The sequence below is a fragment of the Lederbergia graminis genome (genome assembly GCF_042655485.1).
Classification (GTDB): domain Bacteria; phylum Bacillota; class Bacilli; order Bacillales; family Bacillaceae_C; genus Lederbergia; species Lederbergia graminis.
In genome coordinates this window covers 46,103-70,825 of the sequence record NZ_JBHSMC010000011.1, presented here as the reverse complement: position 1 = coordinate 70,825, position 24,723 = coordinate 46,103, and the positions used below count along the sequence as shown (strand labels likewise).

The 24,723-nt window shown below is 35.9% G+C and carries 24 protein-coding genes and 1 pseudogene; 13 read left to right on the top strand and 12 right to left on the bottom strand.

The genetic code is table 11. The features are described from left to right. Positions 1-137 precede the first annotated feature (137 nt). Complete coding sequence (locus ACFPM4_RS08330; protein WP_382350055.1) at positions 138-1,016, bottom strand: RluA family pseudouridine synthase; 879 nt, start codon at positions 1,014-1,016, stop codon at positions 138-140. A gap of 102 nt (positions 1,017-1,118) precedes the next feature. On the opposite strand from ACFPM4_RS08330, the gene ACFPM4_RS08325 reads away from it, so the two are divergent. After that, the gene (locus ACFPM4_RS08325; RefSeq protein WP_382350052.1) at positions 1,119-1,529 is read left to right on the top strand and encodes a DUF5365 family protein; all 411 of its coding nucleotides are present in this window, start codon (positions 1,119-1,121) and stop codon (positions 1,527-1,529) included. Between the two features lie 52 nt (positions 1,530-1,581). Here the strand turns inward: ACFPM4_RS08325 and ACFPM4_RS08320 are convergent, their stop codons facing one another. Beyond that, the gene (locus ACFPM4_RS08320) at positions 1,582-2,049 is read right to left on the bottom strand and encodes a thioredoxin family protein (RefSeq protein ID WP_382350049.1); all 468 of its coding nucleotides are present in this window, start codon (positions 2,047-2,049) and stop codon (positions 1,582-1,584) included. 12 nt (positions 2,050-2,061) lie between these two features. Further along, the gene (locus ACFPM4_RS08315; protein ID WP_382350046.1) at positions 2,062-2,487 is read right to left on the bottom strand and encodes a disulfide oxidoreductase; all 426 of its coding nucleotides are present in this window, start codon (positions 2,485-2,487) and stop codon (positions 2,062-2,064) included. Between the two features lie 222 nt (positions 2,488-2,709). Here ACFPM4_RS08315 and ACFPM4_RS08310 point away from each other — a divergent pair, with 222 nt between their 5' ends. From ACFPM4_RS08310 to ACFPM4_RS08300, 3 genes are read left to right on the top strand one after another with little or no spacing between them, the layout of a single operon-like run. Then, positions 2,710-3,831, top strand: a complete 1,122-nt coding sequence (locus ACFPM4_RS08310; RefSeq protein WP_382350043.1) for a GAF domain-containing sensor histidine kinase — start codon at positions 2,710-2,712, stop codon at positions 3,829-3,831. An 11-nt stretch (positions 3,832-3,842) separates the two neighbouring features. Beyond that, a complete protein-coding gene (locus tag ACFPM4_RS08305) occupies positions 3,843-4,484 on the top strand; it encodes a response regulator (RefSeq protein WP_382350040.1) in 642 nt (213 codons plus the stop codon). A gap of 26 nt (positions 4,485-4,510) precedes the next feature. Next, entirely contained in the window at positions 4,511-5,059 is a 549-nt protein-coding gene (locus ACFPM4_RS08300; protein ID WP_382350037.1) for an NADPH-dependent FMN reductase, read from the top strand. A gap of 47 nt (positions 5,060-5,106) precedes the next feature. Here ACFPM4_RS08300 and ACFPM4_RS08295 read toward each other — a convergent pair whose 3' ends face one another. Further along, entirely contained in the window at positions 5,107-5,367 is a 261-nt protein-coding gene (locus ACFPM4_RS08295; protein ID WP_144928164.1) for a YhdB family protein, read from the bottom strand. 222 nt (positions 5,368-5,589) lie between these two features. Here ACFPM4_RS08295 and ACFPM4_RS08290 point away from each other — a divergent pair, with 222 nt between their 5' ends. Next, on the top strand, positions 5,590-6,999 hold the full coding sequence (locus ACFPM4_RS08290) for a SpoVR family protein (protein WP_382350033.1): 1,410 nt from the start codon (positions 5,590-5,592) through the stop codon (positions 6,997-6,999). Between the two features lie 472 nt (positions 7,000-7,471). Here the strand turns inward: ACFPM4_RS08290 and ACFPM4_RS08285 are convergent, their stop codons facing one another. Further along, positions 7,472-7,567 (bottom strand): YjcZ family sporulation protein, encoded by a 96-nt coding sequence (locus ACFPM4_RS08285; RefSeq protein ID WP_144928159.1) that lies wholly within the window; start codon positions 7,565-7,567, stop codon positions 7,472-7,474. A gap of 140 nt (positions 7,568-7,707) precedes the next feature. Between ACFPM4_RS08285 and ACFPM4_RS08280 the strand changes: the two genes are divergently transcribed. Further along, a complete protein-coding gene (locus tag ACFPM4_RS08280) occupies positions 7,708-8,643 on the top strand; it encodes a dipeptidase (RefSeq protein ID WP_382350398.1) in 936 nt (311 codons plus the stop codon). Positions 8,644-8,827: 184 nt separating this feature from the next. Here the strand turns inward: ACFPM4_RS08280 and ACFPM4_RS08275 are convergent, their stop codons facing one another. Continuing rightward, complete coding sequence (locus tag ACFPM4_RS08275) at positions 8,828-10,915, bottom strand: DNA topoisomerase III (protein ID WP_382350029.1); 2,088 nt, start codon at positions 10,913-10,915, stop codon at positions 8,828-8,830. Between the two features lie 217 nt (positions 10,916-11,132). Here ACFPM4_RS08275 and ACFPM4_RS08270 point away from each other — a divergent pair. Further along, positions 11,133-11,216, top strand: a pseudogene (locus tag ACFPM4_RS08270) (YjcZ family sporulation protein); the annotation flags it as partial. A gap of 109 nt (positions 11,217-11,325) precedes the next feature. Here the strand turns inward: ACFPM4_RS08270 and ACFPM4_RS08265 are convergent. After that, on the bottom strand, positions 11,326-12,465 hold the full coding sequence (locus ACFPM4_RS08265; RefSeq protein ID WP_382350026.1) for a two-component system sensor histidine kinase NtrB: 1,140 nt from the start codon (positions 12,463-12,465) through the stop codon (positions 11,326-11,328). Between the two features lie 833 nt (positions 12,466-13,298). Here ACFPM4_RS08265 and ACFPM4_RS08260 point away from each other — a divergent pair. Both ACFPM4_RS08260 and fumC read left to right on the top strand, forming a co-directional pair. Next, positions 13,299-15,419, top strand: coding sequence for a transglycosylase domain-containing protein (locus ACFPM4_RS08260; protein ID WP_382350023.1), 2,121 nt, complete (start codon positions 13,299-13,301; stop codon positions 15,417-15,419). A 162-nt stretch (positions 15,420-15,581) separates the two neighbouring features. Further along, a complete protein-coding gene (gene fumC, locus ACFPM4_RS08255; RefSeq protein WP_382350020.1) occupies positions 15,582-16,964 on the top strand; it encodes a class II fumarate hydratase in 1,383 nt (460 codons plus the stop codon). A gap of 227 nt (positions 16,965-17,191) precedes the next feature. On the opposite strand, the gene ACFPM4_RS08250 is transcribed toward fumC, so the two are convergent. The 5 genes from ACFPM4_RS08250 to ACFPM4_RS08230 all read right to left on the bottom strand — a co-directional run bounded on the left by ACFPM4_RS08250 (position 17,192) and on the right by ACFPM4_RS08230 (position 20,318). After that, entirely contained in the window at positions 17,192-17,395 is a 204-nt protein-coding gene (locus ACFPM4_RS08250; RefSeq protein ID WP_144924231.1) for a small, acid-soluble spore protein, alpha/beta type, read from the bottom strand. Between the two features lie 285 nt (positions 17,396-17,680). After that, complete coding sequence (locus ACFPM4_RS08245) at positions 17,681-18,781, bottom strand: ABC transporter ATP-binding protein (protein WP_382350016.1); 1,101 nt, start codon at positions 18,779-18,781, stop codon at positions 17,681-17,683. Positions 18,782-18,890: 109 nt separating this feature from the next. Continuing rightward, complete coding sequence (locus ACFPM4_RS08240; protein ID WP_382350013.1) at positions 18,891-19,790, bottom strand: PucR family transcriptional regulator; 900 nt, start codon at positions 19,788-19,790, stop codon at positions 18,891-18,893. A gap of 48 nt (positions 19,791-19,838) precedes the next feature. Beyond that, a complete protein-coding gene (locus ACFPM4_RS08235; protein WP_382350010.1) occupies positions 19,839-20,024 on the bottom strand; it encodes a hypothetical protein in 186 nt (61 codons plus the stop codon). A gap of 75 nt (positions 20,025-20,099) precedes the next feature. Beyond that, a complete protein-coding gene (locus ACFPM4_RS08230) occupies positions 20,100-20,318 on the bottom strand; it encodes a DUF5342 family protein (protein ID WP_382350007.1) in 219 nt (72 codons plus the stop codon). A 186-nt stretch (positions 20,319-20,504) separates the two neighbouring features. On the opposite strand from ACFPM4_RS08230, the gene ACFPM4_RS08225 reads away from it, so the two are divergent. From ACFPM4_RS08225 to ACFPM4_RS08210, 4 genes are all read left to right on the top strand, one after another. Next, positions 20,505-21,644: a DUF445 domain-containing protein gene (locus ACFPM4_RS08225; RefSeq protein WP_382350004.1), complete on the top strand. Its 1,140-nt coding sequence runs from the start codon at positions 20,505-20,507 to the stop codon at positions 21,642-21,644. Positions 21,645-21,684: 40 nt separating this feature from the next. Continuing rightward, complete coding sequence (locus tag ACFPM4_RS08220; protein ID WP_144924248.1) at positions 21,685-22,038, top strand: YlbF/YmcA family competence regulator; 354 nt, start codon at positions 21,685-21,687, stop codon at positions 22,036-22,038. A gap of 475 nt (positions 22,039-22,513) precedes the next feature. Beyond that, positions 22,514-23,380 carry a Cof-type HAD-IIB family hydrolase gene (locus ACFPM4_RS08215; RefSeq protein WP_382350001.1) on the top strand — a complete coding sequence of 289 codons (867 nt, stop codon included), beginning with the start codon at positions 22,514-22,516 and terminating at the stop codon, positions 23,378-23,380. A gap of 106 nt (positions 23,381-23,486) precedes the next feature. Further along, entirely contained in the window at positions 23,487-24,716 is a 1,230-nt protein-coding gene (locus tag ACFPM4_RS08210) for a metallophosphoesterase family protein (protein WP_382349998.1), read from the top strand. Positions 24,717-24,723: the final 7 nt, after the last annotated feature.

Sequence of the window (24,723 nt, the reverse complement as noted above, 5' to 3'; positions counted from 1 at the left end):
GCGGCTTTGCTTTCCATAGGAGTCTTCGTGTATTGCCTACGCTGTAACTTTTAAATCGTATAGATTGATAAAAAACCGAACTATCTTGAGCTATAGTTCGGTTTTTGACTTCACCATTATTCCTTTGTCCCAGTCTCTTATACTTTTGGAAAAATGGGAGGGGAGTCTATAAATGGTGCCTCCACATTTATTTTTTCTAATGTGAATGGATGAATGAATTCAATTTTTTTCGCATGCAGTGCTTGGCGTGGGAAGATAGGACTTCCTCCGTAGAGTGTATCTCCAGCAAGTGGATGTCCAATATGCTGTAAATGAACTCGAATTTGATGTGTTCTACCAGTATCAAGCTGACATTCAATGAGAGATAGTCGTTTTTCAGGGAATAACTTTACTACACGATAATTTGTGATAGCAGTTTGTCCTGTTTTAGAGACCCGTCTTCTTGTAGCGTGATGACGATCACGACCAATCGGTTCGTTTATCTTTCCTTGCTTCGCTTTTAATAAACCGTCAGCAAGAGCCCAATAAGTTCTCTTAATCGCTCTTTCCTCGAGCAACTTATGTAAAACAGCTAAGCTTAACGGGTTTTTAGCAAATAAAATAGCGCCCGTTGTATCCTTATCAAGTCGGTGAACTGGCTGGAAGAAGCGATCCTCATCCTTAGAGTCAAAATATGCTGCAACAGCATTCAGCAATGTATCAGTTTCATTCGTATTAGGATGAGTTTGCATATTTGCTCGTTTATTAACAACGAATAAATGTTCATCCTCATATAAAACATTAATAGGTTCTTCATAATATTTATAAGTTGTAACACTATCAGAAAAAACAATCTCCATCATATCGCCTTCGCTTAATTGCTTTGTCCAATTACCAATTTCTCCATTAACTGATACATTTTTACTCATTCTTAGTTCATGAGTTAGTTTTTTGGGAGCCTGCCAAATATCACGAAACAATTGTTGCAGTGATAAATTAGCCCATTGCTCATTTATTCTTATTTTTGTATGTATCATTTTTATTCACCACCGAAAAGTTACATGATTTTCCCAAGCTTTTTTGTTATGTTTTTATGTTATTCTATTAATAACTACATTAGTAAAAGGTAGGGTTACGTTATGAAAGTCGTATGCGCATCAACAGAAGAACAAGAACTGAAGTTGCAAGAGTTAGTTTCGTATATGTATTCTTCTGTTTTCCCTAGGTATTTTTGTGATAGGGAAATCAGCGAGTATGATGCGATGAAAATTCTGCATTTGCCAGAAGAAAAGGATAATCGCTTATTTACTTTAGATACAGCATTTCAAGCGATTAGCAGCTTACAAGTTATTATAGCCATATTAGAAATACTTCCACACCAGAAACAGGATAAGCAAGAGGAGCAGTTATTTAATAAAAATGTGAAAATGCTAGAACAAACAGGTCTATCATTTCCATTTAACTTTGCTAATTTTACCTGTAAAAATATTTCAGACGCAGATGCGATTTGTAGTATGTATGCAGAGCCAATGAATGAAATATTAATATAAAAGAGAGGCTGATGATGTAAATCAGCCTCTTTTTTATATTATACCGCATGTTCTATTTTACGTTTTCTGTAAAGAACTCTTTAAAGTTTTCTGCAGGGTGACCGCCCTCAATCCTGGCGACTTCTTTGCCATTTTCAAAGTGAATAACAGTTGGTGTATATTTTATATTGAATTGTTGGAAGCCTTTTTCAAACTCCAATAGATTATATTGAACGAGATCGATATCGAAGTCTTCTGCAACAGGATTAATAACTGGTGTTGTTTGAACACAGTAAGGACAGATTGGACTAAAGAAATATACCGTCACATCTTCTTTATCTTTCAGTTTTTTATCCAACTCTTCAGGTAAGATGATATTTTGATATTCAGGATCATCTAACTGTTTTATTGTTTCTGGGTGTAAATCTGACTTGTTATACATATTTCCTTCTGCTGCTTTGTTTTGTTGCATCTTCGTTACAATGGCAATGGTAGCAAATAAACCGATAAATATAGCTAAAAAGATAATTAACTTCTTCAAATATTAGTCCTCCTAGTTCCGTTTCAAAATGATGAAACTACAAATAAAAATAATAATAAATGCTGTTAGCGCCAAAAAAGGAATGGTAATGAAACCTAGCCAGTTTATATACTCGGTAGAACAAGGGATTAAGCCACATGCTGGTACGGAATCAGAAAAAGTAGGGACCTTCTGAATTAAGTATAAATAAATAGCTACAGGTATTCCGATGCCAGAAAATATGACAGAGTATAATGCCGCTTTATAATCTTTCTTTACAATTGCAACTCCAAGAATAATGACTAGCGGGTACATTAAAATACGAATAAACCAGCAAATTTCGCACGGAGGATATTTTAGTATTTCGGAAAAATACAAGCTCCCTAAAGTAGCAATAACAGAAACTGCCCAAGCGAAAAATAGTAAATGCTCTCGGATATCTGTTTTCCCTTTGTCCATATATTAACCTCACAATTCATTTAAATTGTCCATTCTTACTTGATTATATTAGATATTTTTATAAAATGTAAATTTCTTTTAACTTGTTCACGAAACTGTAATACGATGTTTATCAGAAATCCTTCATACTAAAGTTGTAGACGGTTTACGTCAAAAATAGAATAAATTCTTGTCATATAATTCTGTATAATGGAAGTAAGTAGGGTTTTTGGAGGGGTTTTTGTGCAAAGTAAGGAATTAAATAAAGATTCTAATTTGCGAGTACTAAAAGAAATTGCAGAACTATTAAATGAAGGTACAGAAATTTCACCTCTTTTGAAAAAAGTTCTACAAAAATTGTTAGAGGGAACAGGTGTCACAACAGGCTGGATTTTTTTCATTGACCATGATGGGCGTCATACCGTCGTATCAACGGAGAACTTGCCTGAGGCACTTGAAAAAAATAACTGTAATCCTCTAAAAAAGGGAAGCTGTTGGTGTATCGAATGGTTTAAAAACGGTACATTAACGAAGGCGACAAACATCATTGAATGCAGACGATTGGAAAAAGCAATGAGAAATAAGGAAGAAACGAATGGTATTGCTTTCCATGCGACGATTCCACTTCAATCTGGTAATGAACAATTTGGTTTATTAAATGTTTCTGCTCCGGAAAAAAGGGAATTTACAGCAAACGAATTAGCACTCTTAGAATCGATTGCATTGCAAATTGGCTCTGCTATTAAACGGATAAGACTCACAAAAAAGGAACAAGAAATTGCCTTGATAGATGAAAGAAATCGTTTAGCTCGCGATCTTCATGATTCTGTGAACCAACTGTTATTTTCGTTGACCTTAACAGCGAGAGGTGGGGCAGAGATGACAGAAGAAGAGTCTACGAAAAATACATTTAAACATATTCAAACATTGGCTCAAGATGCATTAACAGAAATGCGAGCACTAATTTGGCAGCTTAGACCGAGTGGACTGGAGAAAGGGTTAATACAAGCAATTAAAGCTTACGGGGAAATGCTTGGCTTATCTGTTAAAACCAACTTATGTGGTGTATTATCACTACCGGCACAGGTCGAAGAATCATTGTGGCGTATTAGCCAAGAGGCTCTGAATAATTGTAAACGTCACTCTGGTCAAAACGATGTAGAAATAGCGATCAATGTTGGAAAGTGTAAAGTAGAAATGACGATTGTCGATCATGGTATTGGATTTTTATATGATAAAGGAAAAGCATTACCTTCTCTCGGTATTGAAAGTATGCAAGAACGCGCTGAAGCATTAAATGGAATTTTTACTCTTGAAAGTGAACCTGGTAAAGGTACTAAAATATATACGAAGCTGCCATATTAGGGAGGGACGAAATGACAATTCATGTAATGATTGCAGATGATCACCATATTGTGAGACGTGGTCTTATCTTCTTTCTTCAAACACAGAAAGACATTGAAATTGTAGGGGAAGCAAAGAATGGAAAAGAAGCAGTAGACCTAGCACTTTCATTGAAACCAGAAGTTGTACTTATGGACTTAGTTATGCCTGTAATGGATGGTATTGAAGCGACACAGAAGATTAAGGAAGCTTGTCCAGATATAAAAATAATGGTGTTAACAAGCTTTGTTGACCAAGATCATGTACTGCCAGCATTAGAAGCAGGAGCATCTGGATATCAGTTAAAGGATATAGAACCCGATGAATTAGTAAACGCGATTAGGCAGCTTGCACGTGGGGAAAAGACGTTACACCCGAAAGCAACTAACATGCTCATCACGTCTGTTAGTCAGAAAAATACAGATCATAACCCAATCGATAATTTAACAATTAGGGAAAAAGAAGTGTTAGCAGAAATTGCAAATGGACGGAGTAATAAGGAAATTGGTGCACATCTAAATATTACGGAGAAAACAGTAAAAACACATGTATCGAATATTTTAACGAAATTAAAAGTGGCAGACAGGACACAGGCAGCTCTTTTTGCTGTAAAAAATGGTTTTACCAAAATGTAATTTGCATCAAGAAATGAGGAGATTTTGTGGGAGTATTAATTATTAATGGGGGCTTTCCGAAAGGTGGGAGAACAGAGACATTAACACGATATATTAGCAATGAATATCGATTCGACTATATTCATATTAATGAGGCGAATTTACCCATGTTAAATGGTGAGGAAAAGCAGTGGCAACTCCCCTCGGTTACATCCTTCATAAAAAAAGTTCAATCCTCTGTTGGAATTATCCTTATCTCACCCGAATACCATGGTGGCATGTCTGGTGCATTAAAAAACACATTAGATTTTTTATCTAGAGAACAACTTGCTCATAAACCAGTGGCACTAATTGCTACTGCTGGGGGAGGTAAAGGTGGAATCAATTGTTTGAATAACATGCGGACGGTGATGCGTGGCTTTTATGCAAATGTTATTCCAAAACAACTCGTGATTGACCCAGACTGTTTCCACTCCGAAACAAAACAATTATTACCAGAAGCTAAAAACCTCGTCCATGAACTAATCCAAGAATTTGAAATGTATATCAAGTTCTTGCCAACAATAGACCACACTAAAAAAACAAAATACTCATAATGTAAAGGTCATACCTCTCTTTATTGAATCGAGAGGTATGACCTTATTTATATGGTGTGTACGGTGGAGTCTGCTTGCATTAACAATGTGTTTCCAACGGTTGAGTTGGCATGATCTAAATAACGTAAGAGCGCATATAATTTTCGCTCTAAAACAGAGTAATCTCTAGAAAATTGATACGCATGTAAAAAATGCTCAATTTTTTTGGACAAAATGTTATCTTCAGTTCGTACCATCAGTACAAGAAGATTATCCCATTCTGAACGGTGCGTATAATACAATGCTCGATCGTAATCAACATTGTTCATTTTATAACCCTCCTTTTGGAGTTACATTTATTATTTGCAAGAAGAAGGGTTATTTCCTCTGTAAATGTTGACAAATTCTTTTACTTTATTTTCAATCAATAACAAGATTCTTATTGGTGAAACATACATAATGAAAAAAACGTCCAAAATGATATTATTTTCCTGCAATTTTCATGAAAACTCCTTTTCATTCATACATTGTGGATAAAAGGAGGAATCGTGATGAAGCAAGAAATGAAAGCATTGGAGTATGCGATTAGCGAAATCACAGAAATTGCTAGTGGCTTTGGTCTCGACTTTTACCCTATGCGCTATGAAATCTGTCCAGCAGACATTATCTATACGTTTGGCGCATATGGGATGCCGACACGTTTTTCTCATTGGAGTTTTGGAAAACAGTTCTTTAAAATGAAGCTTCATTATGATTTAGGATTAAGTAAAATATACGAGCTCGTGATTAATTCTAACCCTTGTTATGCATTTTTATTAGACTCAAACTCGCTCATTCAAAATAAACTAATTGTTGCACATGTTCTTGCCCATTGTGATTTCTTTAAAAATAATGCCAGGTTCCGTAATACAAAACGAGATATGGTCGAGAGTATGGCTGCTACTGCAGAACGTGTAAGAGAGTATGAAATTAAATATGGTAAGTATGAGGTGGAAAGTTTTATCGACGCTGTCCTCGCCATTGAGGAACATATAGATCCATCCTTACTGCGTCCACAGTTAGAATGGTCCATCCATGATGAGGATGAGTGGGAGGAAGAAACAGAACTTATAACGGAGTACGATGATTTATGGTCTTTAGATAATCGGCAACAAAAAAAGGAAAAGAAAAAGAAGAAAAAGAAATTTCCACCACAGCCGGAAAAAGACATTATGTTATTTATCGAGCAGTATAGTCGTGAACTAGAAGATTGGCAGCGCGATATTATGACTATGATTCGCGAAGAAATGCTTTACTTTTGGCCACAACTGGAAACAAAAATTATGAATGAAGGATGGGCATCTTATTGGCATCAACGGATTTTACGAGAGATGGATCTCACGAGTGATGAGTCAATTGAATTTGCAAAGTTAAATGCAGGTGTTGTGCAACCATCTAGAACGTCTATAAATCCATATTATTTAGGTTTGAAAATTTTTGAAGATATAGAGGAGCGTTGGAATAACCCTGACGAAGAAATGCGAGAACAAGGAGTTCAACCAAATTCTGGACGAGAAAAAATATTTGAAGTTCGTGAGCTGGATTCAGATATATCATTCCTGCGAAATTACTTAACAAAAGATCTCGTAATGCGGGAAGATATGTACCTATTCCAAAAGCAAGGTAGAGATTATAAAGTTGTAGATAAGGAATGGACAGAGGTTAGGAATCAACTTGTTAGCATGCGCGTCAACGGAGGTTTTCCATACATTACCGTAAATGATGGAGACTACATGAAAAATGGAGAACTTTACTTAAAACATTGGTACGAAGGAATCGAACTCGATCTCAAGTACTTGGAGAAAGTATTACCATATATTCATCAACTATGGGGAAGACCAGTCCACTTAGAAAGCGTCATCGAAAACCGCCCCATGACATTCAGCTACGACGGCCGCAACATGCAAAGAAAATTTTTGTAAGAAAAGCGAAAGTGCCTGTTTATCGACGTACAGATTTATTAAGGAACTGACGAGATAAAGGAAACACGACGAGGAACGAGTCGAGATGTTGACTTATCGTAGGAAGGTCCTGGAAATCTGCTAGTCGATAGGCACTGGAGCTGGACAAAGAAAAGCGGAAGCGACTTGATCAGCGACGTACAAATTTAAAGATTTCTGACGAGATAAAGGAAACACGATGAGCCAATGGCGAATCGATGTTGACTTATCGTAGGAAGAAATCGTAAATTTGCTAGTCGCTAGTCGCTGGAGCTAGACAATAATAAAAGCGAAAGTGCCTGTTTATCGACGTTCCACTTGTCGATGTTGACTTATCTTAGGAAGAAATCGTAAATTTGCTAGTCGATAGACACTGGCTAGACAAAGAAAGACGCCCATAAAAATAGCACACCAGGAAATCCCAGTGTGCTATTTTTGTTAGTTGCCGTGCATTTTAATATACGTAAGCTGTACCAATGATAATTAACAAAATGAACAGCACTACAAGCAAAGCAAAATTGTTGCTAAAGCCGCCATGGTCTTTTCCCATTAATTGGCACCTCCTTAAAGGTTCTAATTCAGTTTATGAAACTTATCCAGTTTTGCTATGGGAATTTTTTCTATAATCATTAAGAATAGACGAAAAAAATATAATAGTTGGGAAAAATGAATAAAAAGGGTCGAATTTTTATGAAAATTATCGATTTGCATTGTGATGTACTATATAAGTTATGGTTAAGTAAAGGGAAGCTTCGTTTTCTAGATTCTCCTGAACTTGATGCAAACTTCCATAGACTCCAACAAGGAAGGGTTAAAGTACAGTGCTTTGCTATCTTTATCCCAGATCATGTAAATACAGAAGAGAAATTTTCTGCTGCTATTAAGCAAGTACATTATTTTAAGCAAATGATTCTTAACAATAAAAGGATGAAACAGATACAAAACTGGGGAGACTTTTTCACATTAAAAACTGATGAAATTGGGGCTATGCTGACACTTGAAGGGGTGGACTGCATTGGTAATGATATTTCTAAATTACACATTTTACATGAATTAGGTGTTAAGTCTGTAGGACTTACATGGAACTTTGCTAACCTTGCTGCTGATGGAGTAGGGGAAGAAAGAGGTGCCGGGCTTACTAATTTTGGGAAGGAAATTGTTTCCTTTCATAATGAGCATGGGATACTTACTGATGTTTCACATTTAAGTGAACGAGCTTTTTGGGATGTGATGGAGAGAGCTAAATATCCAATTGCTAGCCATTCTAATTCCAAAAAACTTTGTCCTCATCCTAGAAATTTAACGGATGAACAAGCGGATCAACTTTTTCAAAAAAATGGCATAATTCATGTCGTGTATCATCCACCATTTATTACAAATAAAGAGAAAGCAAATATAGCGGACTTAATTAAACATATTGATCATTTTTGTGAGCTAGGTGGGGTTGAGAATATAGGACTAGGATCGGATTTTGATGGGATAGAGCTCCACGTTAACAACTTAGAGAACTCAGGGAAACAACAAAACCTAATTAATGAATTATTGAAATATTATTCGGAGGAACAAGTGAAGGGGTTTGCAGCAAAAAACTTCCTAAAATTTATAAAAAGAAATTTTCAATCTTAACAAAAGAAGCTGTTCCAAATTGCCAAAGTGATTGACGAATGGACAGCTTCTTAAATTAGATGAATTTTCTACTGAGAATTGTTGATTTACACTGCAGGAGCCTCGCTCCTTCCGCTACAATCAACGAACAGCCGTAATTATTTAGTGTAATAATTAATTAACAGATATATTAAATCACTATTTGTTAATCTTTATTTTCCATTGCTGCTTTTAATGCATCGGCAAGGCTATTTCCAAATCCGTCATTGCTAGAGTACTTCTTCAGTAGTTGTTTTTCTTCGCTTTTTGATACGGTCTTTTTCTTATTTTCTGCTTTCTCTACGAGGTTACAATTTCTACATTGGAAATATGCTCCCGCTTTACCACTATGAATTTCCATTTTCTTATGACATTGTGGACACCGACGATTGGATAATTTAGGGTCTTTCCGTTTTCGAAACCCACATTCACGATCTGAGCAAACAAGCATTCTACCATCTCGGCCTTTTACTTCCTTCATTAAGGAACCACAATCCGGGCATTTAGAACCTGTTAAATTATGTGCTTTATATTTTTTATCGCTCTTCTTAATTTCTAACACAAGTTGCTTTGTTTGTTTACGAATATTTTGTAGGAATGCATTTGCATTTCCTTTTCCTCGAGCTATTGCTTCTAAGTCAGCTTCCCATTTTGCCGTAAGTTTAGGTGATTTTAATTCTTCATTTACAAGCTCCATTAATTGCTTTCCTTTAGGAGTTGGATGTAATCGATTGTTATTGCGATCTATCACCTCAGAACTGAGTAGCTTTTCAATAATATCTGCTCGTGTTGCTGGTGTACCGAGTCCATATTTCTCCATTTGTGCAAGTAAGTCAGCCTCTGTATAACTGGCTTTAGGTTCGGTTAACTTTTTGTCAGAGAAAATATCCTTCACTTCATACGTTTGTCCTTGTTTCATATTTGTCAATCGTTTCACTTGGTGATCTTCATCTGTTCCTTTACCTGTTACTGTTTTAAACCCATTATCGATTATGATTGCTTCCTGAGCAGAAAATTGTTCGCCAGCAACACTAAATCCTACACTAATCGTCTCATATTGATATGCAGGATAAAATAAAGCTAAAAACCTTCTAACAATAATGTCATATAGCTTTCTTTCATCAGTTGAAAGATCACTTAGGCGCGGTCGCTCATCTGTTGGAATTATGGCATGATGATCACTAACACGGGCATTATTAAAGACTTTTTTAGCCAATACTTTCCCTTTCAAGATTGGTTTAACTTCCTCTTTATAAGCAGACTGGAGAGCTTGCATCCGTTCAGCCATAGTAGCTTCCATATCTGTTGTTAAATAACGCGAATCTGTACGAGGGTATGTAACAAGCTTATGCTGTTCATACAACCCTTGAAGTACATTTGCGGTTTTTTTCGCTGAAAATCCAAATCGTCTATTCGCATCCCGTTGAAGTTCTGTTAAATCATACGGTAATGGCTGTTGCTCTGTTTTTTCTTTTCGTTGAACAGAAGTAACCTCTGCTTTGGCCCCGTTAATCTTTTGTATAATCTGATTCATTTTATCTTCAGAAAAAATACGTTTTTCGTTATTATCATGCCAAGATGCCGTCAACAATCCGATTTTTGCTTGAATTGTCCAATATTCTTTTGGTACGAATGCTTGTATTTCTTTTTCTCTATCCATAATCATCGCAAGACTAGGGGTTTGAACCCGACCGGCCGATAGAGGATCATCATATTTCGTTGTAAGTGCACGTGTTACGTTTAATCCAATTAACCAATCTGCTTCCGCGCGACAGAGGGCAGATTCATATAATGCATCATATTGTTTAGCAGGCTTTAATTTAGCAAAACCATCTTTAATTGCTCGATCCGTTTGCGAAGATATCCATAGTCGCTTCACAGGCTTTTTCCAATGAATCTTTTCAATAATCCAGCGTGCTACTAATTCACCTTCGCGTCCAGCATCTGTAGCAATGATAATGTCTTTAATATCATTTCTTTTTGCAAGTTGTTGAATTCCTCTAAATTGGGAGGTTGTTTGCTTAATTAATTTTAACCCCATTTTGTCCGGGATTATTGGCAAATCCTCCATTCTCCATGTTTGATAGCGTTTATCATAATCCTCAGGCATTTTTAACTCAACTAAATGTCCTAAAGCCCATGTTACGATGTATGTTGGTCCTTCTATATAGTGCTTTTGCTTATTTGAACAGCCTAATACACGAGCTAAGTCACGTGCCACACTCGGCTTTTCAGCAAGAACAAGTGATTTCATTATGTATTTCCCCTTTCTAACTAGCTTTCAGTATAACGAAAAGTCATAACTTAGTAAAAGCAGAACATTTTTTTTGAAAAAGTCCATCCCTTTTTAAGTGCAATTGAATACAATATCGTGCAAGGTGATTTTACTTCACTTTATCCTACAAATTAGGAGGTGAGGCAGAATGGGCTTCGGATGGGGCGGCTGTGGCTATGGCTATGGCGGTTATGGCGGAGGCTACGGTGGCGGAAATAGTTTCGCTCTTATCGTAGTATTATTTATCCTACTAATTATTGTAGGAGCAGCTTGGCTATAATTGACACAAGTTGTTGACGCTAGATGAATATCCTTTGGAACCATGTGAAGACTGCAGAGAAATGAATAGTTTCTTTGCACTTCCTCGAAAAAAAAGAGAACCATTGGAATTAATTTTCCTTGGTTCTCTTTTCTAATTCTTGTGATGCTATTGGAATAACAATGGTAAATGTAGTCCATTCATCATTAGAAGTACACAATAATTTTCCATTGTGTTTCTTAATAATATCATTACATACATATAAACCTAAGCCAGTTCCTGACTTTTTCGTTGTGACAAAAGGTTCGAAAATAGTCGCTAAAAGGTCATCAGGAATTTTTGGGCCTGTGTTAGAGATGGTTAAGACAATTGAATCTTCATTACGGTAACCTTTTACTTTAATTGCAGAAGATGATTCTTGTTCTGCCAACACATCAATGGCATTAAAGATAATATTGATAATGACTTGTCTAAATTCTTCTACATAGCCTTCAATATATAAATCTCTATCTATTCTTCTTTCTAATTCCACATTAAATTCTAGAAGTCGCGGATAGATAAATGCGATGATTTGATCAAAGATGTCATGTACATTAAATAATGTTTTTTCTTGATTGACGGATTCACGTCTGGAAAGTAATAAAAACTGAGAAATTCGAAATTTTAATTGCTCTAGTTCACTAGAAATTATGTCCATATATGGCAATTCGGGGTTCTCTGAACGTAATAATTGAATAAAGCCGTGTATAGTAGTTAAAGGATTTCGAAATTCATGGACGAAACTGGAAGTCATTTGTCCTAATAATGTTAGTCTTTCCTCGTGACTTTCTTTTGTTAATTGATTTTTATCTTTTTGGATAGACTTTTCTTCAACGTATTCACTAATATAATATATGAATGTATCGATAATATCAGAAAATACAATTTGAATTGTACCAATATCTTTAATTGTTTCTGGAAAACGATTAATTTCTGTAAAAATAACTTTTCGAGCAATATTAGCTGTATTTATTAAAAAACTTAGAGGTATTTGATGGAACAATTCTCTGTTTGTTTCTTCACATGCTGCCTTTTTAATAAATTTATCTCGATTTTCGACAGGAATCACGTATGCCTCGAAAATAGTTTGAAACATTTTCTGGCCGTAATCCGTAATATCATTTACAAGATTATAATTGGAGGGCATGCTAATTTTTTCTTTCCATTTTGAAAAGATATAATCATTACTTGGATTAATAATGGTTAAAACATCAGTTTCCAGCTGGTTCATCATTTCACCTCAATCTCATTATACGAATTTAAATACTGTAAATCTATCAATCAATAAAACATTTATTAGATATATATTTATAATTCAACGAATTATGCTAAAAACTTACAAAAACTTATACTTTCAATATACATACTATATTGAAATTTCGCAATAAAGAACATGGATAAATTTCTAGATTGTAACATAGTTTTTTTATTCTGTACAATAATTTCGACTAAAATCATCATGGCCTATGCAAATGGTGAAGTAAGAAGTATAAGCTATAGGGACAAGCGCCTTCCGCTTTTCTTTGTCTAGCTCAAGGCGCTATCGGCTCGAGGTCAAATAACCTGAGGCAATGAAAGGCAAAAAACGCCTTTCGTTGCCTCAGAACATTTGCTTGTCGCGGGCCCGCACGATGCGGGTCAGAAAGGCGTTGCAACAGGATGTTGCGTTTTTAGCCTTCCTTCACCTTCGAGCGCCTTTCGCTTTTCTTTGTCTAGCTCCAGTGCCTATCGACTAGCAGATTTCCAGTACCTTCCTACGATAAGTCAACATCGACTCGTACCTCGTCGTGTTTCCTTTATCTCGTCAGGTCCTTAGTAAATCTGTACGTCGATGAACAGGCACTTCCGCTTTTCTTATTGTCTAGCTCTAGCGACTAGCGACTAGCAAATTTACTATTTCTTCCTACGATAAGTCAACATCGATTCGCCATTGGCTCATCGTGTTTCCTTTATCTCGTCAGAAATCTTTAAATTTGTACGTCGCTGATCAAGTCGCTTCCGCTTTTCTTTTTTTGTCGAAATAAGTATTATTATGGGTAAGGTTGTGAAAGTGGGGTAGCATTTATGAAATATGTAATTTTCGTGAAAGAAGCTATAAGGAAGTTTTGGAAACGAGCCCATATAAACCAAATTTTAATTTTATTATTATCCATTGCGATTTTGGTAGGGTTAGGATATTTCGCATGGTTAGCAAGTTCTGCAAATGTAGAATCTTTAAAGCAAGGTTTAGCTCAAGCTACAGTCATATATGATAAAGATGATCAAGAAGCTAGTAAGATATCTGCAAACCGAATGGAAGGTGTTTCAATTGAGGAGGTACCTGACCATTTACAAAATGCTATTATTGCAATCGAGGATCACCGTTTTAAAGAGCATAATGGTTTCGATGTGAAAGGAATCACGCGTGCTTTTTTCAAAAATCTAAAGGCTGGTGAGATTACAGCTGGAGGAAGTACAATCACTCAACAGTTAACGAAGGTTGCACTTTTATCACATGAGCGAACTTATCAGCGGAAAATAGAGGAACTCTTTCTAGCTATTGAAATTGAAAAGACATATACAAAATCAGAAATATTGGAAATGTATATGAACCAAATATATTTTGGCAGTGGAGCATGGGGAGTTCAAAATGCTTCACGTAAATATTTTGGGAAAGATGTACAAGATATTACACTTAGTGAGGCAGCGATGCTGGCAGGTATCATTAATCGCCCATCTGCTCTTGACCCTTATAAAAACTTACAAGGGGCACTAGATCGTCGTGATGTTGTATTAGGACAAATGAAAAAATACGACATGATATCAGAAGATGAGTATGAAGCTGCTATACAGGAGACAATTACCATTCGTGATAAAGGTGGAGATCCTTTAAAAGGGAAGTACCCATTTTATGTGGACGCTGTTATCAACGAGGCAATCAATTTATACGGCTTAACACAAGATGAACTTTTAACAAAAGGATATAAAATTTATACACAGTTAGATCAAGGAATGCAAGAAGGCCTTGAAGAAGTGTATAAAAAAGATCATCTATTTCCGAAGAGTAGTGATGGAACATTAGCCCAAAGCGGTGCGATTCTAATTGATCCATCTAATGGAGGTATTAGAGCACTAGTAGGTGGTAGAGGAGAGCATACTTTCCGTGGCTATAATCGAGCAACACAATTAACAGCTCAGCCAGGCTCGGTTATGAAACCACTTGCGGTATATACACCGGCACTAGAAGCAGGATATGATCCATATTCACTATTAAAAGATGAGAAAACTTCTTTTAATGGATATACTCCTTCGAATTATAACCATCGCTATCTTGGTGAAGTTCCAATGTATCAGGCTGTAGAAGACTCGCTCAATGTTCCAGCAGTATGGTTATTGAATGAGATTGGTCTGAATACAGGGGTGGATGCAGTAAAAAGATTCGGATTGCCTGTACAGGATGATGATAAGTATTTAAGTCTTGCACTAGGTGGTACAAAAACAGGTTACTCTCCAAAACAACTTGCAGAAGCATATAGTGCTTTTGCTAATGGTGGGGAGAGAGTGCAAAGTCATCTCATCACAAAGATTGTTGGTCCAACAGGAAAAGTAATAGTTGAAGCAAAGCCGAAAAAAACGAAAGTGATTAAAGAAGAAACAGCAAATAAAATGACGTCGATGTTACTAAATGTAGTAGAATCCGGGACAGGTAGCAAGGCGAAAATTAATGGTCATACAATTGCAGGTAAAACAGGATCAACTCAACTACCTTTTAAAGATATTACGAACGGAACAAAGGATCAATGGTTTGTTGGTTATACACCTAATATTGTTGGAGCGATCTGGCTAGGCTACGATTATACAGACCGTGAACATTATTTGCCTGGTAGTAGTGGAAGCACCATAGTACCGATTTTCCGAGAAATCATGCAAACAGGTCTAAACTTCGTTGACCATAAAAACTTTGAAATAAAATCAATTAACGATGAACTAGAAGAAAAACGAATTGAAGAAGAACGAAAAAGACAAGAAGAACTAGAAAAACAAAAAGAAAGAGAAAACTTCTTTAAGAATAGCAAAGAAAAATTAGATGAAAAAATAGAAAAAGAAATGAAAAAGTGGAAAGAAAAATTAGATAAAGGAAAAGGCAACTTAAAGAAAATCGAAGAGAAGTTAAAAGAACAATTCGATAACTGGAGAGGGGAATAATTTCTCCTGAAGCAAAAATCACTACTAACATTATTAGAATGTCCTATAAGTCAAAAATGCGACTTATAGGATATTCTTTTTATTTTGTTAATAGATGAAAATTCCAGAGAATTATGAGAAAATAGATTTGTTAGGAGATTACATAGGAGGATGGATATACAGATGGATTATCGTATAGAGAAAGATACAATTGGCGAAATCAAAGTACCTCAAGATAAATACTGGGGAGCTCAAACACAACGTAGTAAACAAAACTTTAAAATTGGTAATGAAAAGATGCCAATTGAAATTATTAAAGCGTTTGCCCATTTAAAAAGAGCTGCAGCAATCGTGAACAACGAACTAGGGAAACTTTCTGACACGAAAAAGACAGCGATTACACAGGCATGTGATGAAGTATTAGAAGGAAAATTTGATGAGCATTTTCCTCTAGTTGTATGGCAAACTGGAAGCGGTACACAATCAAATATGAATATAAATGAAGTTGTTGCTAGAAGAGGTAATGAAATTTTACAACAACTAGGTTCAGAGGAAAATATACATCCAAACGATGATATTAATATGTCTCAAAGCTCTAATGATACATTTCCAACAGCAATGCATGTGGCAGCATATGAAGAGATCTATGTACGACTTTTACCTGCTTTACGTCAGTTAAAGGAAACACTGCTAGAAAAAGAAGCAGCTTATATGAATATTATTAAGATTGGTAGAACGCACTTACAAGATGCAACTCCACTTACATTAGGTCAAGAAATAAGTGGCTGGAGAGCAATGTTGGAAAAAAGTGAAACAATGATTGAAGAGAGTGCGAAACACTTACTTAACTTAGCAATTGGCGGAACTGCTGTAGGTACAGGAATAAATGCAGACCCAACATTTGGTGATAAAGTTGCTGAACAAATAAGTGAACAAACTGGCTATCCATTTGTTTCATCTGATAATAAGTTCCACGCCCTTACTAGTCATGATGAAGTTGTATTTGTACATGGAGCAATAAAAGGACTTGCGGCTGATTTAACGAAAATTGCCAATGATGTACGTTGGTTAGCAAGTGGACCAAGAAGCGGAATCGGTGAAATAACGATACCTGCTAATGAACCAGGAAGTTCTATTATGCCAGGAAAAGTGAATCCAACTCAAAGTGAAGCATTAACAATGGTAGCAGTCCAAGTTTTCGGTAATGATGCAGCAATTGGTTTTGCAGCTAGCCAAGGAAACTTCGAACTGAATGTATATAAACCAGTGATTATTTATAACTTCTTACAATCTGTTCGTTTACTTGCAGATGCAATGGTTTCATTCGATGAAAACTGTGCTCAAGGACTTGAGCCAAATATCGATGTAATCGAAGAAAATGTAAATCGCTCATTAATGCTTGTTACTGCATTAAACCCACACATTGGCTACGAAAAAGCAGCTGAAATTGCTAAACTAGCATTTAAAGATGGTAGCACATTGAAAGAAGCAGCAATCAAAACTGGCTACCTAACAGAAGAACAATATGACCAATGGATTGACCCAGCTAAAATGGTTAACTTATAACTAAAATATATCAAGCTGAAATTTAAAAAAATTAAGAACTGGCTTTTATAGCTACTAGGTTGATTGGAACGGAAGGGGCGAGCTCCTGCCAGGCTAAAGCAGCTACGTCCTGTGGCTACTCCTGCACTAGTACATCCTTTACGTCGCAGAGGAAATCAACCGTCCATAATAGAAATTAATAACCCCCGGATGAAAATCCGGGGGCTTAGCCAATTTATTAAGTTAAATTATTTTGAGAAACCGCCAAGCTGTTGTTCAGCCATTTGAACTAAACGCTTAGTAATCTCTCCACCTACAGAACCGTTAGCACGGGAAGTAGTATCCGCACCAAGATTTACTCCGAATTCTGAAGCGATTTCGTATTTCATTTGATCTAGTGCTTGTTGTGCACCTGGAGCTACAAGCTGGTTAGAGTTGTTGTTGCTAGCCATTTTGCGTCATCTCCTTGTTATATGTTTAGTATTGGTTGGGTTAGTCGGAATTGCACCGACACACATTTGAATGTGTCAACTATGATTAACCCATTGAAGAAGTTGTTTGTATTTTGTAGTATGTTTTGTTTTTCGTAAACTATTCTTCTTTTTCTTTGGTAATTTTTACTTTTTTTATAGTTATTTTTTTGGAGAGATGTATCGCTGTCTCGATTATTATGATGACCAAAAAAACAGAAAAAAACCTGCCAAATATAGGCAGGTTTTAGATTTGGATTATATTAATTAGCGAATGCGGTTTTCAGTATTTACATCAAAGAAGTGTGCTTTATTCATATCAAATGCTAGATCCATTTTTTGACCTGGCTCAACTACTGTTCTTGCATCGATTCTAGAAACAAAATCTTGTTCTGCAATGCTAGAATATAGCATTGTTTCAGCACCTAGAAGCTCAGCAACTTCAATTGTAACATTAACCTTAGTTCCTTGAGAAGCATCAATGAATGCAGGCTCATCATGGATATCTTCAGGACGAACACCTAGAACAACTTCTTTACCAACATAACCTTGGTCACGAAGCATTTTCATTTTACCTTCTGGAACTGCAACTTTCGTTTTCTTATCAAGAGCAAACCCGTCTTCTTCTAATGTTCCATGGAAGAAGTTCATTGCTGGAGATCCGATAAATCCACCAACGAAGATATTTTCAGGATAATCGTAAACTTCTTTAGGAGAACCAACTTGCATGATAAGACCGTCTTTCATAACAACGATTCTTGTAGCCATTGTCATCGCTTCTGTTTGGTCATGGGTAACGTAAATAGTTGTTGTTTGTAGTCTTTGGTGAAGCTTCGCAATTTCAGCACGCATCTGTACACGTAGCTTAGCATCAAGGTTAGATAACGGCTCGTCCATCAAGAACACTTTTGCATCACGGACAATCGCACGACCTAAAGCAACACGCTGACGCTGACCACCGGAAAGAGCTTTTGGTTTACGATCTAAGAAGTTTTCTAGACCAAGAATTTTTGCAGCGTTATTTACACGATCTTGGATTTCTTTCTTAGGCATTTTACGTAATTTTAATCCGAATGCCATGTTATCATAAACACTCATATGTGGATATAGTGCGTAGTTCTGGAACACCATCGCAATATCGCGGTCTTTAGGAGCGATATCGTTAACTCTTCTGTCATCAATATATAGGTCACCTTGTGAAATTTCTTCTAGACCAGCAATCATACGAAGTGTTGTAGATTTACCACAACCTGAAGGTCCTACGAAAACGATAAATTCTTTGTCTTTAATATCTAGATTGAAATTTTCAACTGCTGTAACTTTGTTATCATATACTTTATAAATCCCATCAAGCTTTAACTCAGCCATTTTATTGCCTCCCTAGTATTCTGTATTTAAGTACATTTTACAGAATACGCTTTCAACTTACTATGGACAAGGTGCACAAAAATACCATGGGCATTTTTGGCACCTTGCATTAATCTCTATTCATCTCTAAAAAAATACAGGCTAAATATCCGAAAAAGGCACCGTGAAACGTTTTTATATCAATCCCGGTCTTTTCAATGAATTTATCTATCCTATATTGCAAACTATTACGATGCATAAATAACTGTTTCGCTGTTAAAGTCGCGTTTGATTGGTTTTCAATATACACTTTTATTGTTTCCAAAAGTTCTTTATCATCCGCAAGCAACTGCTGTATATCTGCAAAAAGGATGTTTCGTTCAGGAGCAGGTATATGTCGATACAAATAAAGTGGCATTAATTTTTCCCTAGTAAAAATTCGATCTTCTGGATATTCAGCAAAAGATAATTCCAGCATATTGCGTTCCAATTGATATAGTGATCTTAATGCATCAGTTTGCTCAAGAAAATGGCCGATATAAAAGTATATTTTAATGAAAAAATCACTTTCAAATGCTTGGATTGCAGAAAATAATTCTTCTTCAGTAATTGCAACATTACTTTCTTCCTCTATGATTACACCTTGTTGATTAGTGATTGGAACAATCGTTACATCATTATAAAATAAACTTTTAATTGCTTCTTCCCATTCTGAAAAAAGAAATTCGTCTCGAATATCTGTAATGGTAAAATGAATAAACCGGATATTATTTGTATTGGATTGGGGAAGTGGACCATTATGTAATAAAAATTCACGCCATTCATTTGCGATATTGGAAAGGGCCCAATTGTTATTGTCTATTGGAAATAATGTGTGTAGTAATGAAATTTCCTTTTCCGTAAGATCTTCTGCTGGAATACCAATAAATGATTCTTGATCATTATCTTTAAACCATACATAGTTATCATCATAATTAGGTGCTAATGCTGTAATCGCATTAGGATATTTTTCTAATAATCGTATAAACATGGAATCTCCTCATATATAGTAGGGCTGACCGCAAAGTCAGCCCTACCGTCAAATTTCTTCTGGTGGATCTTCAGGAAAGAAATCAGTTGCTTCCTCGATATTGGTGGAATCCTCGCGCATGAATACGTAGCCGCCACTCATACCTTCATTAATCATTCTATCAACATCGACATATAATCGATCTCGACCTTCATTATCCACGTCTGGTAAAAATTCTCGTTTTTTCTTTCTCATCCCATCAGCCTCCTTAACATTAGTTTGGAGGCGAAATGTAAGTAACATTCATTACAATAGATGGTAAATTAATTTTCATCTTTGAACATCATATATATGATAAATCATTAAATCGTGGATGTGTTTCTCTATTTTACTTATATGTTGTTTCATTGGTGATCTGTTTGTCCATTCAATGCTTCCGTTAGGATGATATTTTCCGTTATAATTTGTTTGTTCGAAATAAAAGCTGAAAATCCATCCAGGAAGTCGACCATCATCGAAAATAGGCTTTACTTGAAAATGATGAAGCACATAATCACCTCATTACTATTATTGTATCAAAAAATTCTCAGGCGTAAACTATGCATTTACATGATTAATTTCAGCTTATTGTATATCCTTATATATATGTAAACGTACGTATGTAGAATCTTTTTTATGTTTCAATCGTATATAATTTATGGTATTTTTCCTACTTTTGAGAGGATGTTGTGATAGATGTTAGATTCATTATTATTAATTCTGTTTATGATAGTCATAGGAGCACTAATCGGTGGTCTTACAAATTTTTTGGCAATAAGAATGTTATTTCGTCCGTATCAACCAATTTATATTGGAAAATGGCAATTACCTTTTACACCTGGACTTATCCCAAAACGCCATAATGAATTGGCAACACAAATTGGTAAATTAGTTGTTGGTCACCTAGTTACTCCAGATAGCGTTAGAAAAAAAATAACGAATAAAGATTTTATAGAAAAAATGCACATTTGGTTGACTGCAAAATTTAATAGTTGGCTTGAGAAAGAATGGACGATAGAACAATTATTAGAGCAGCTACAAGTTGATAATCCAATTGAACGAGCGAATACATTTATTGATGGGCGCATTGAAGAAAAATACTACGGTATTAAAGATAAGTTCTGGAATAAGCAAATACAAGAGGTCATTCCGAGAGAATGGACGCAACAATTGCAGAATAAAATACCGGATGCTGCAGACCGAATTATAGAAAAGGCAGTTGAATATTTTTCCAGTCAAGAGGGTAAGTATAAAATAAAAACAATGATTGAACAGTTTCTCAAGGACAGAGGAAAACTATGGAATATGGTGCAAATGTTCGTTGGTAATGATTCACTAGCAGATAAATTTCAACCAGAAATTATAAAAATGTTAAAAAATGAAGAAACGAAATTAATGCTCGTCCAGGTTTTACAGTCAGAGTGGGAAAAAATTCAAGAAAAAACGACGGAAGAGCTTTTCGTAAATATGAACGATGAAAAAATATTAGCAACAATTAAATTAACGGTAGCTGATACCATACAATTAAAAAAAATTCTTCAAACTCCCATTTCCGAACTACTAATACCATATAAGGAAAAAATTGAAACAAATATTATCCCATTTATATTACAAACAGCTGGAACATATTTGTCCGATAGAATCGGTGAAATCCTAGAGCGCTTTGAAGTGGAGGCGATAGTTCGGGAGCAAATTGAATCTTTTTCATTGCGAAAATTAGAGGAGCTAGTCATCTCCATCGCCAAGAAAGAACTTGTGATGATTACGTATTTGGGAGCTGTTCTAGGTGGGGCAATAGGCCTAATTCAAGGAATCATTGTTTTGTTCACGTCATAATAATGTTAGAATAGCAAAGGAAGGAAGGGGGTCCTACTTAATGGCTACAAATCTATATGATCAGGCATATGAATTGGAAAAAGCTTTGCGTACTAGTGAAGAGTTTCTAAATCTCAAGAAAATGTATGAAGAAGTAGAAAATGACGAGACAGCTAAGTCCATGTTTGATGCTTTCCGCAATGTACAAATGGAATTACAGCAAAAGCAAATGTCTGGGCAAAATATTACAGAAGATGAAGTAATGAATGCTCAAGCAATTGCAAATCAAGTACAAGCAAATCAAAAAGTAACACAGCTCATGCAAGCAGAACAACGTATGAGTGAAGCAATAGGAGAACTAAATAAGATTATTGTCAAACCGTTAGATGAGTTATATGGGATGATGAATAAGTAATTTTAGAGAAGGTATTCCGTCATGTTAATTGGCATGTGGGAATACCTTTTTACTTAATTTCTCAGTTTTACTTAGTTGATTTCCGCTACAGGCGCTCGCTTTCCGCGGGCTAAGAAAAGTGAAAGGCGCTTGCTTATCGGCGACAAGCAAATGTTCTGAGACAAAGAAAGGCGTTCTTTGCCTTTCATGTCTCAGGTTATTTGACCTCGAGCCGATAGCGCCAACAGCTAGACAAGGTTCGGAAGCCTCCTCGGCGCTTGACACCGCCTGTGGGGTCTTCCGGCTACCGTTCATCCCGCAGGAGTCTCGCGCCTTCCGCTACAATCACTGGTGTGTCAAATTCTAATATTCCATATCCTACTTTTAATATAACTATCCTCAAATCCCTCATTTGTATAATGTTCATAGTTCTATCCAACTTTCCATTACATAAATATTATTATTGAGGAGAATTTTGCACGATGGGGAGGACACCATGGTATATAAACTGTTGGTTACAAATATTGACGGTACTTTGTTGCAAGATAATGGCCGCATGAACAAAGTGACACGTGAAGCAATTGAGTTTGCCCAAAATAAGGATATCACGGTATTGTTAACAACTTCCAAGCATTATTCCGCGGCAAAAAGAATAGCTAAAGCATTAAACATAGAAGGTCATATAATCGCTCATCAAGGTGCATTTATCGGAAAAGAAGTGAACAAACCTGTCTATGTGAGACGCATCACACCTCAAATTACGAAAGAAATTGTTGCATTACTGGAAACGGTTCCGTGTCATTTTAAGCTTGTTCATGAAGAGTATACAATTGCTAATAAGGTGAAATTACCAGATAGTTTGTTGGCGAGGGTTGTATTTCAACGTACATCTCGTTTTTCATATTCAGAGCAATTCGTGGATGATGTTAGTGAAAAATTACAAGAAACTTCGGTATCACCTCCTAATATAGATGTTACATTTGAAAATAAATCATATTTAGAAGATGCACAAAAAGCATTAACTGCGATGTTTGATGAGGTTGTATGTATACCAACTGACTCTCATTCAATGCAAATTGTAAGTAGTGATGTTTCTAAGCTTAATGGAGTGCAATATGTATGTAGTCAAATGGGAATAAGGCCAAGCGAAGTTGTGGCAATAGGCTCAGGTATGGATGATCTCTCCTTCGTCAAGTGGGCTGGTTTAGGGGTTGCAATGGGAAATGCACCACAGGAAGTGAAGGCTGTTGCAAACTGGCTAACACGTTCTAATAATGATAATGGTGTTGCATACATGGTGAAAGAGCATTTTCGAAAACAATATAAGCTTGAGTTTCTCCGCAAAATCGATATGTTAAAGTAATGATATAAGAATAATGAGAAGATAGGTTTGGAAATCCACTTAGACTTATCTTCTTTTTTTGTGTATAATAATAGAACGTATATTCGATTTTTAGGAGTGAGTATAAATGGATGGAATCCGCTTTATTCATACTGCAGATCTTCATTTGGATAGCCCCTTCCAAGGACTTAGTCATCTCCCGAAGGAATTGTTTTCACGAATACAGGAGAGCACATTTAAAGCTTTTGAAACTATTATAGATGAAGCAATTAACCACAATGTAGATTTTATGATCATTGTTGGTGATTTATACGATGGTGAAGATCGGAGCATTAAAGCGCAAGCTCGCTTAAGAAAACAGATGCAGCGGTTAAAGGATGCAGGGATAAGTGCTTTTATTACTCATGGAAATCATGATCATTTGTCAGGTAATTGGTTAGCACTAGAACTGCCAGATAATGTTCATATTTTTAAAGAGGAAGTCGAGATGATACCATTCATTACTAAGAATGGAAAAAAGGTTCATCTATATGGCTTTAGTTATCCGGAGCGTCATGTGGCAGAGAAGAAAATTAACGACTATAAAAAAATAGATGGTGCTGACTTTCATATCGGACTTTTACATGGCCATTGGGAAAATGGGGGAAGTGACCATCAACCTTATGCACCATTCTCCATTCAAGAGCTGCTCAAAAAAGAAATGGACTATTGGGCTCTTGGCCATATCCATAAACGTCAAACACTCCATACAGAACCATATATTGTTTATCCAGGCAATATTCAAGGGAGACATCGAAAAGAACGTGGGGAAAAGGGTTGTTATACTGTAAATTTGTACTCTTCTGGGGCAGCACAATTAGATTTCATTCCCGTTGCACCAATTAAGTGGGAACAGTTAAAGATAGAAACGAAAGAAGATATGACATTTTCTCAATTCTATCATGAATTTGAGAGGCAGCATGACCAACTGTTAAGGAATGAAAAACAAGGAGTTCTGCTAGAAATACATATAGAAGAAATTCAAAAATTACCACTAGAAATAGTAAAGAAAATAGATAATGGTGAGTTTTTAGAGATGCTTCAAGACGGCATAACCTTTGATGAAAGCTTTATTTGGCCATATAAGATAAATCGTGCTGGAGAAAGCCAACCATCACATATAGCAGATCGGACTTTTATAAATATGCTTGAGATGTCGATAGATGATTTAGCTCTGAATGATCAATTTGAAAAAGTATTATCTAGTCTTTATTCCCATACATATGGGAGTCGCTATCTTACACACATATCTGAACAGGAAAAACAAGCGCTTATTGAAGATGCAAAACAACTAATTCTGAAACAATTAACAGTGTAATGAAAGG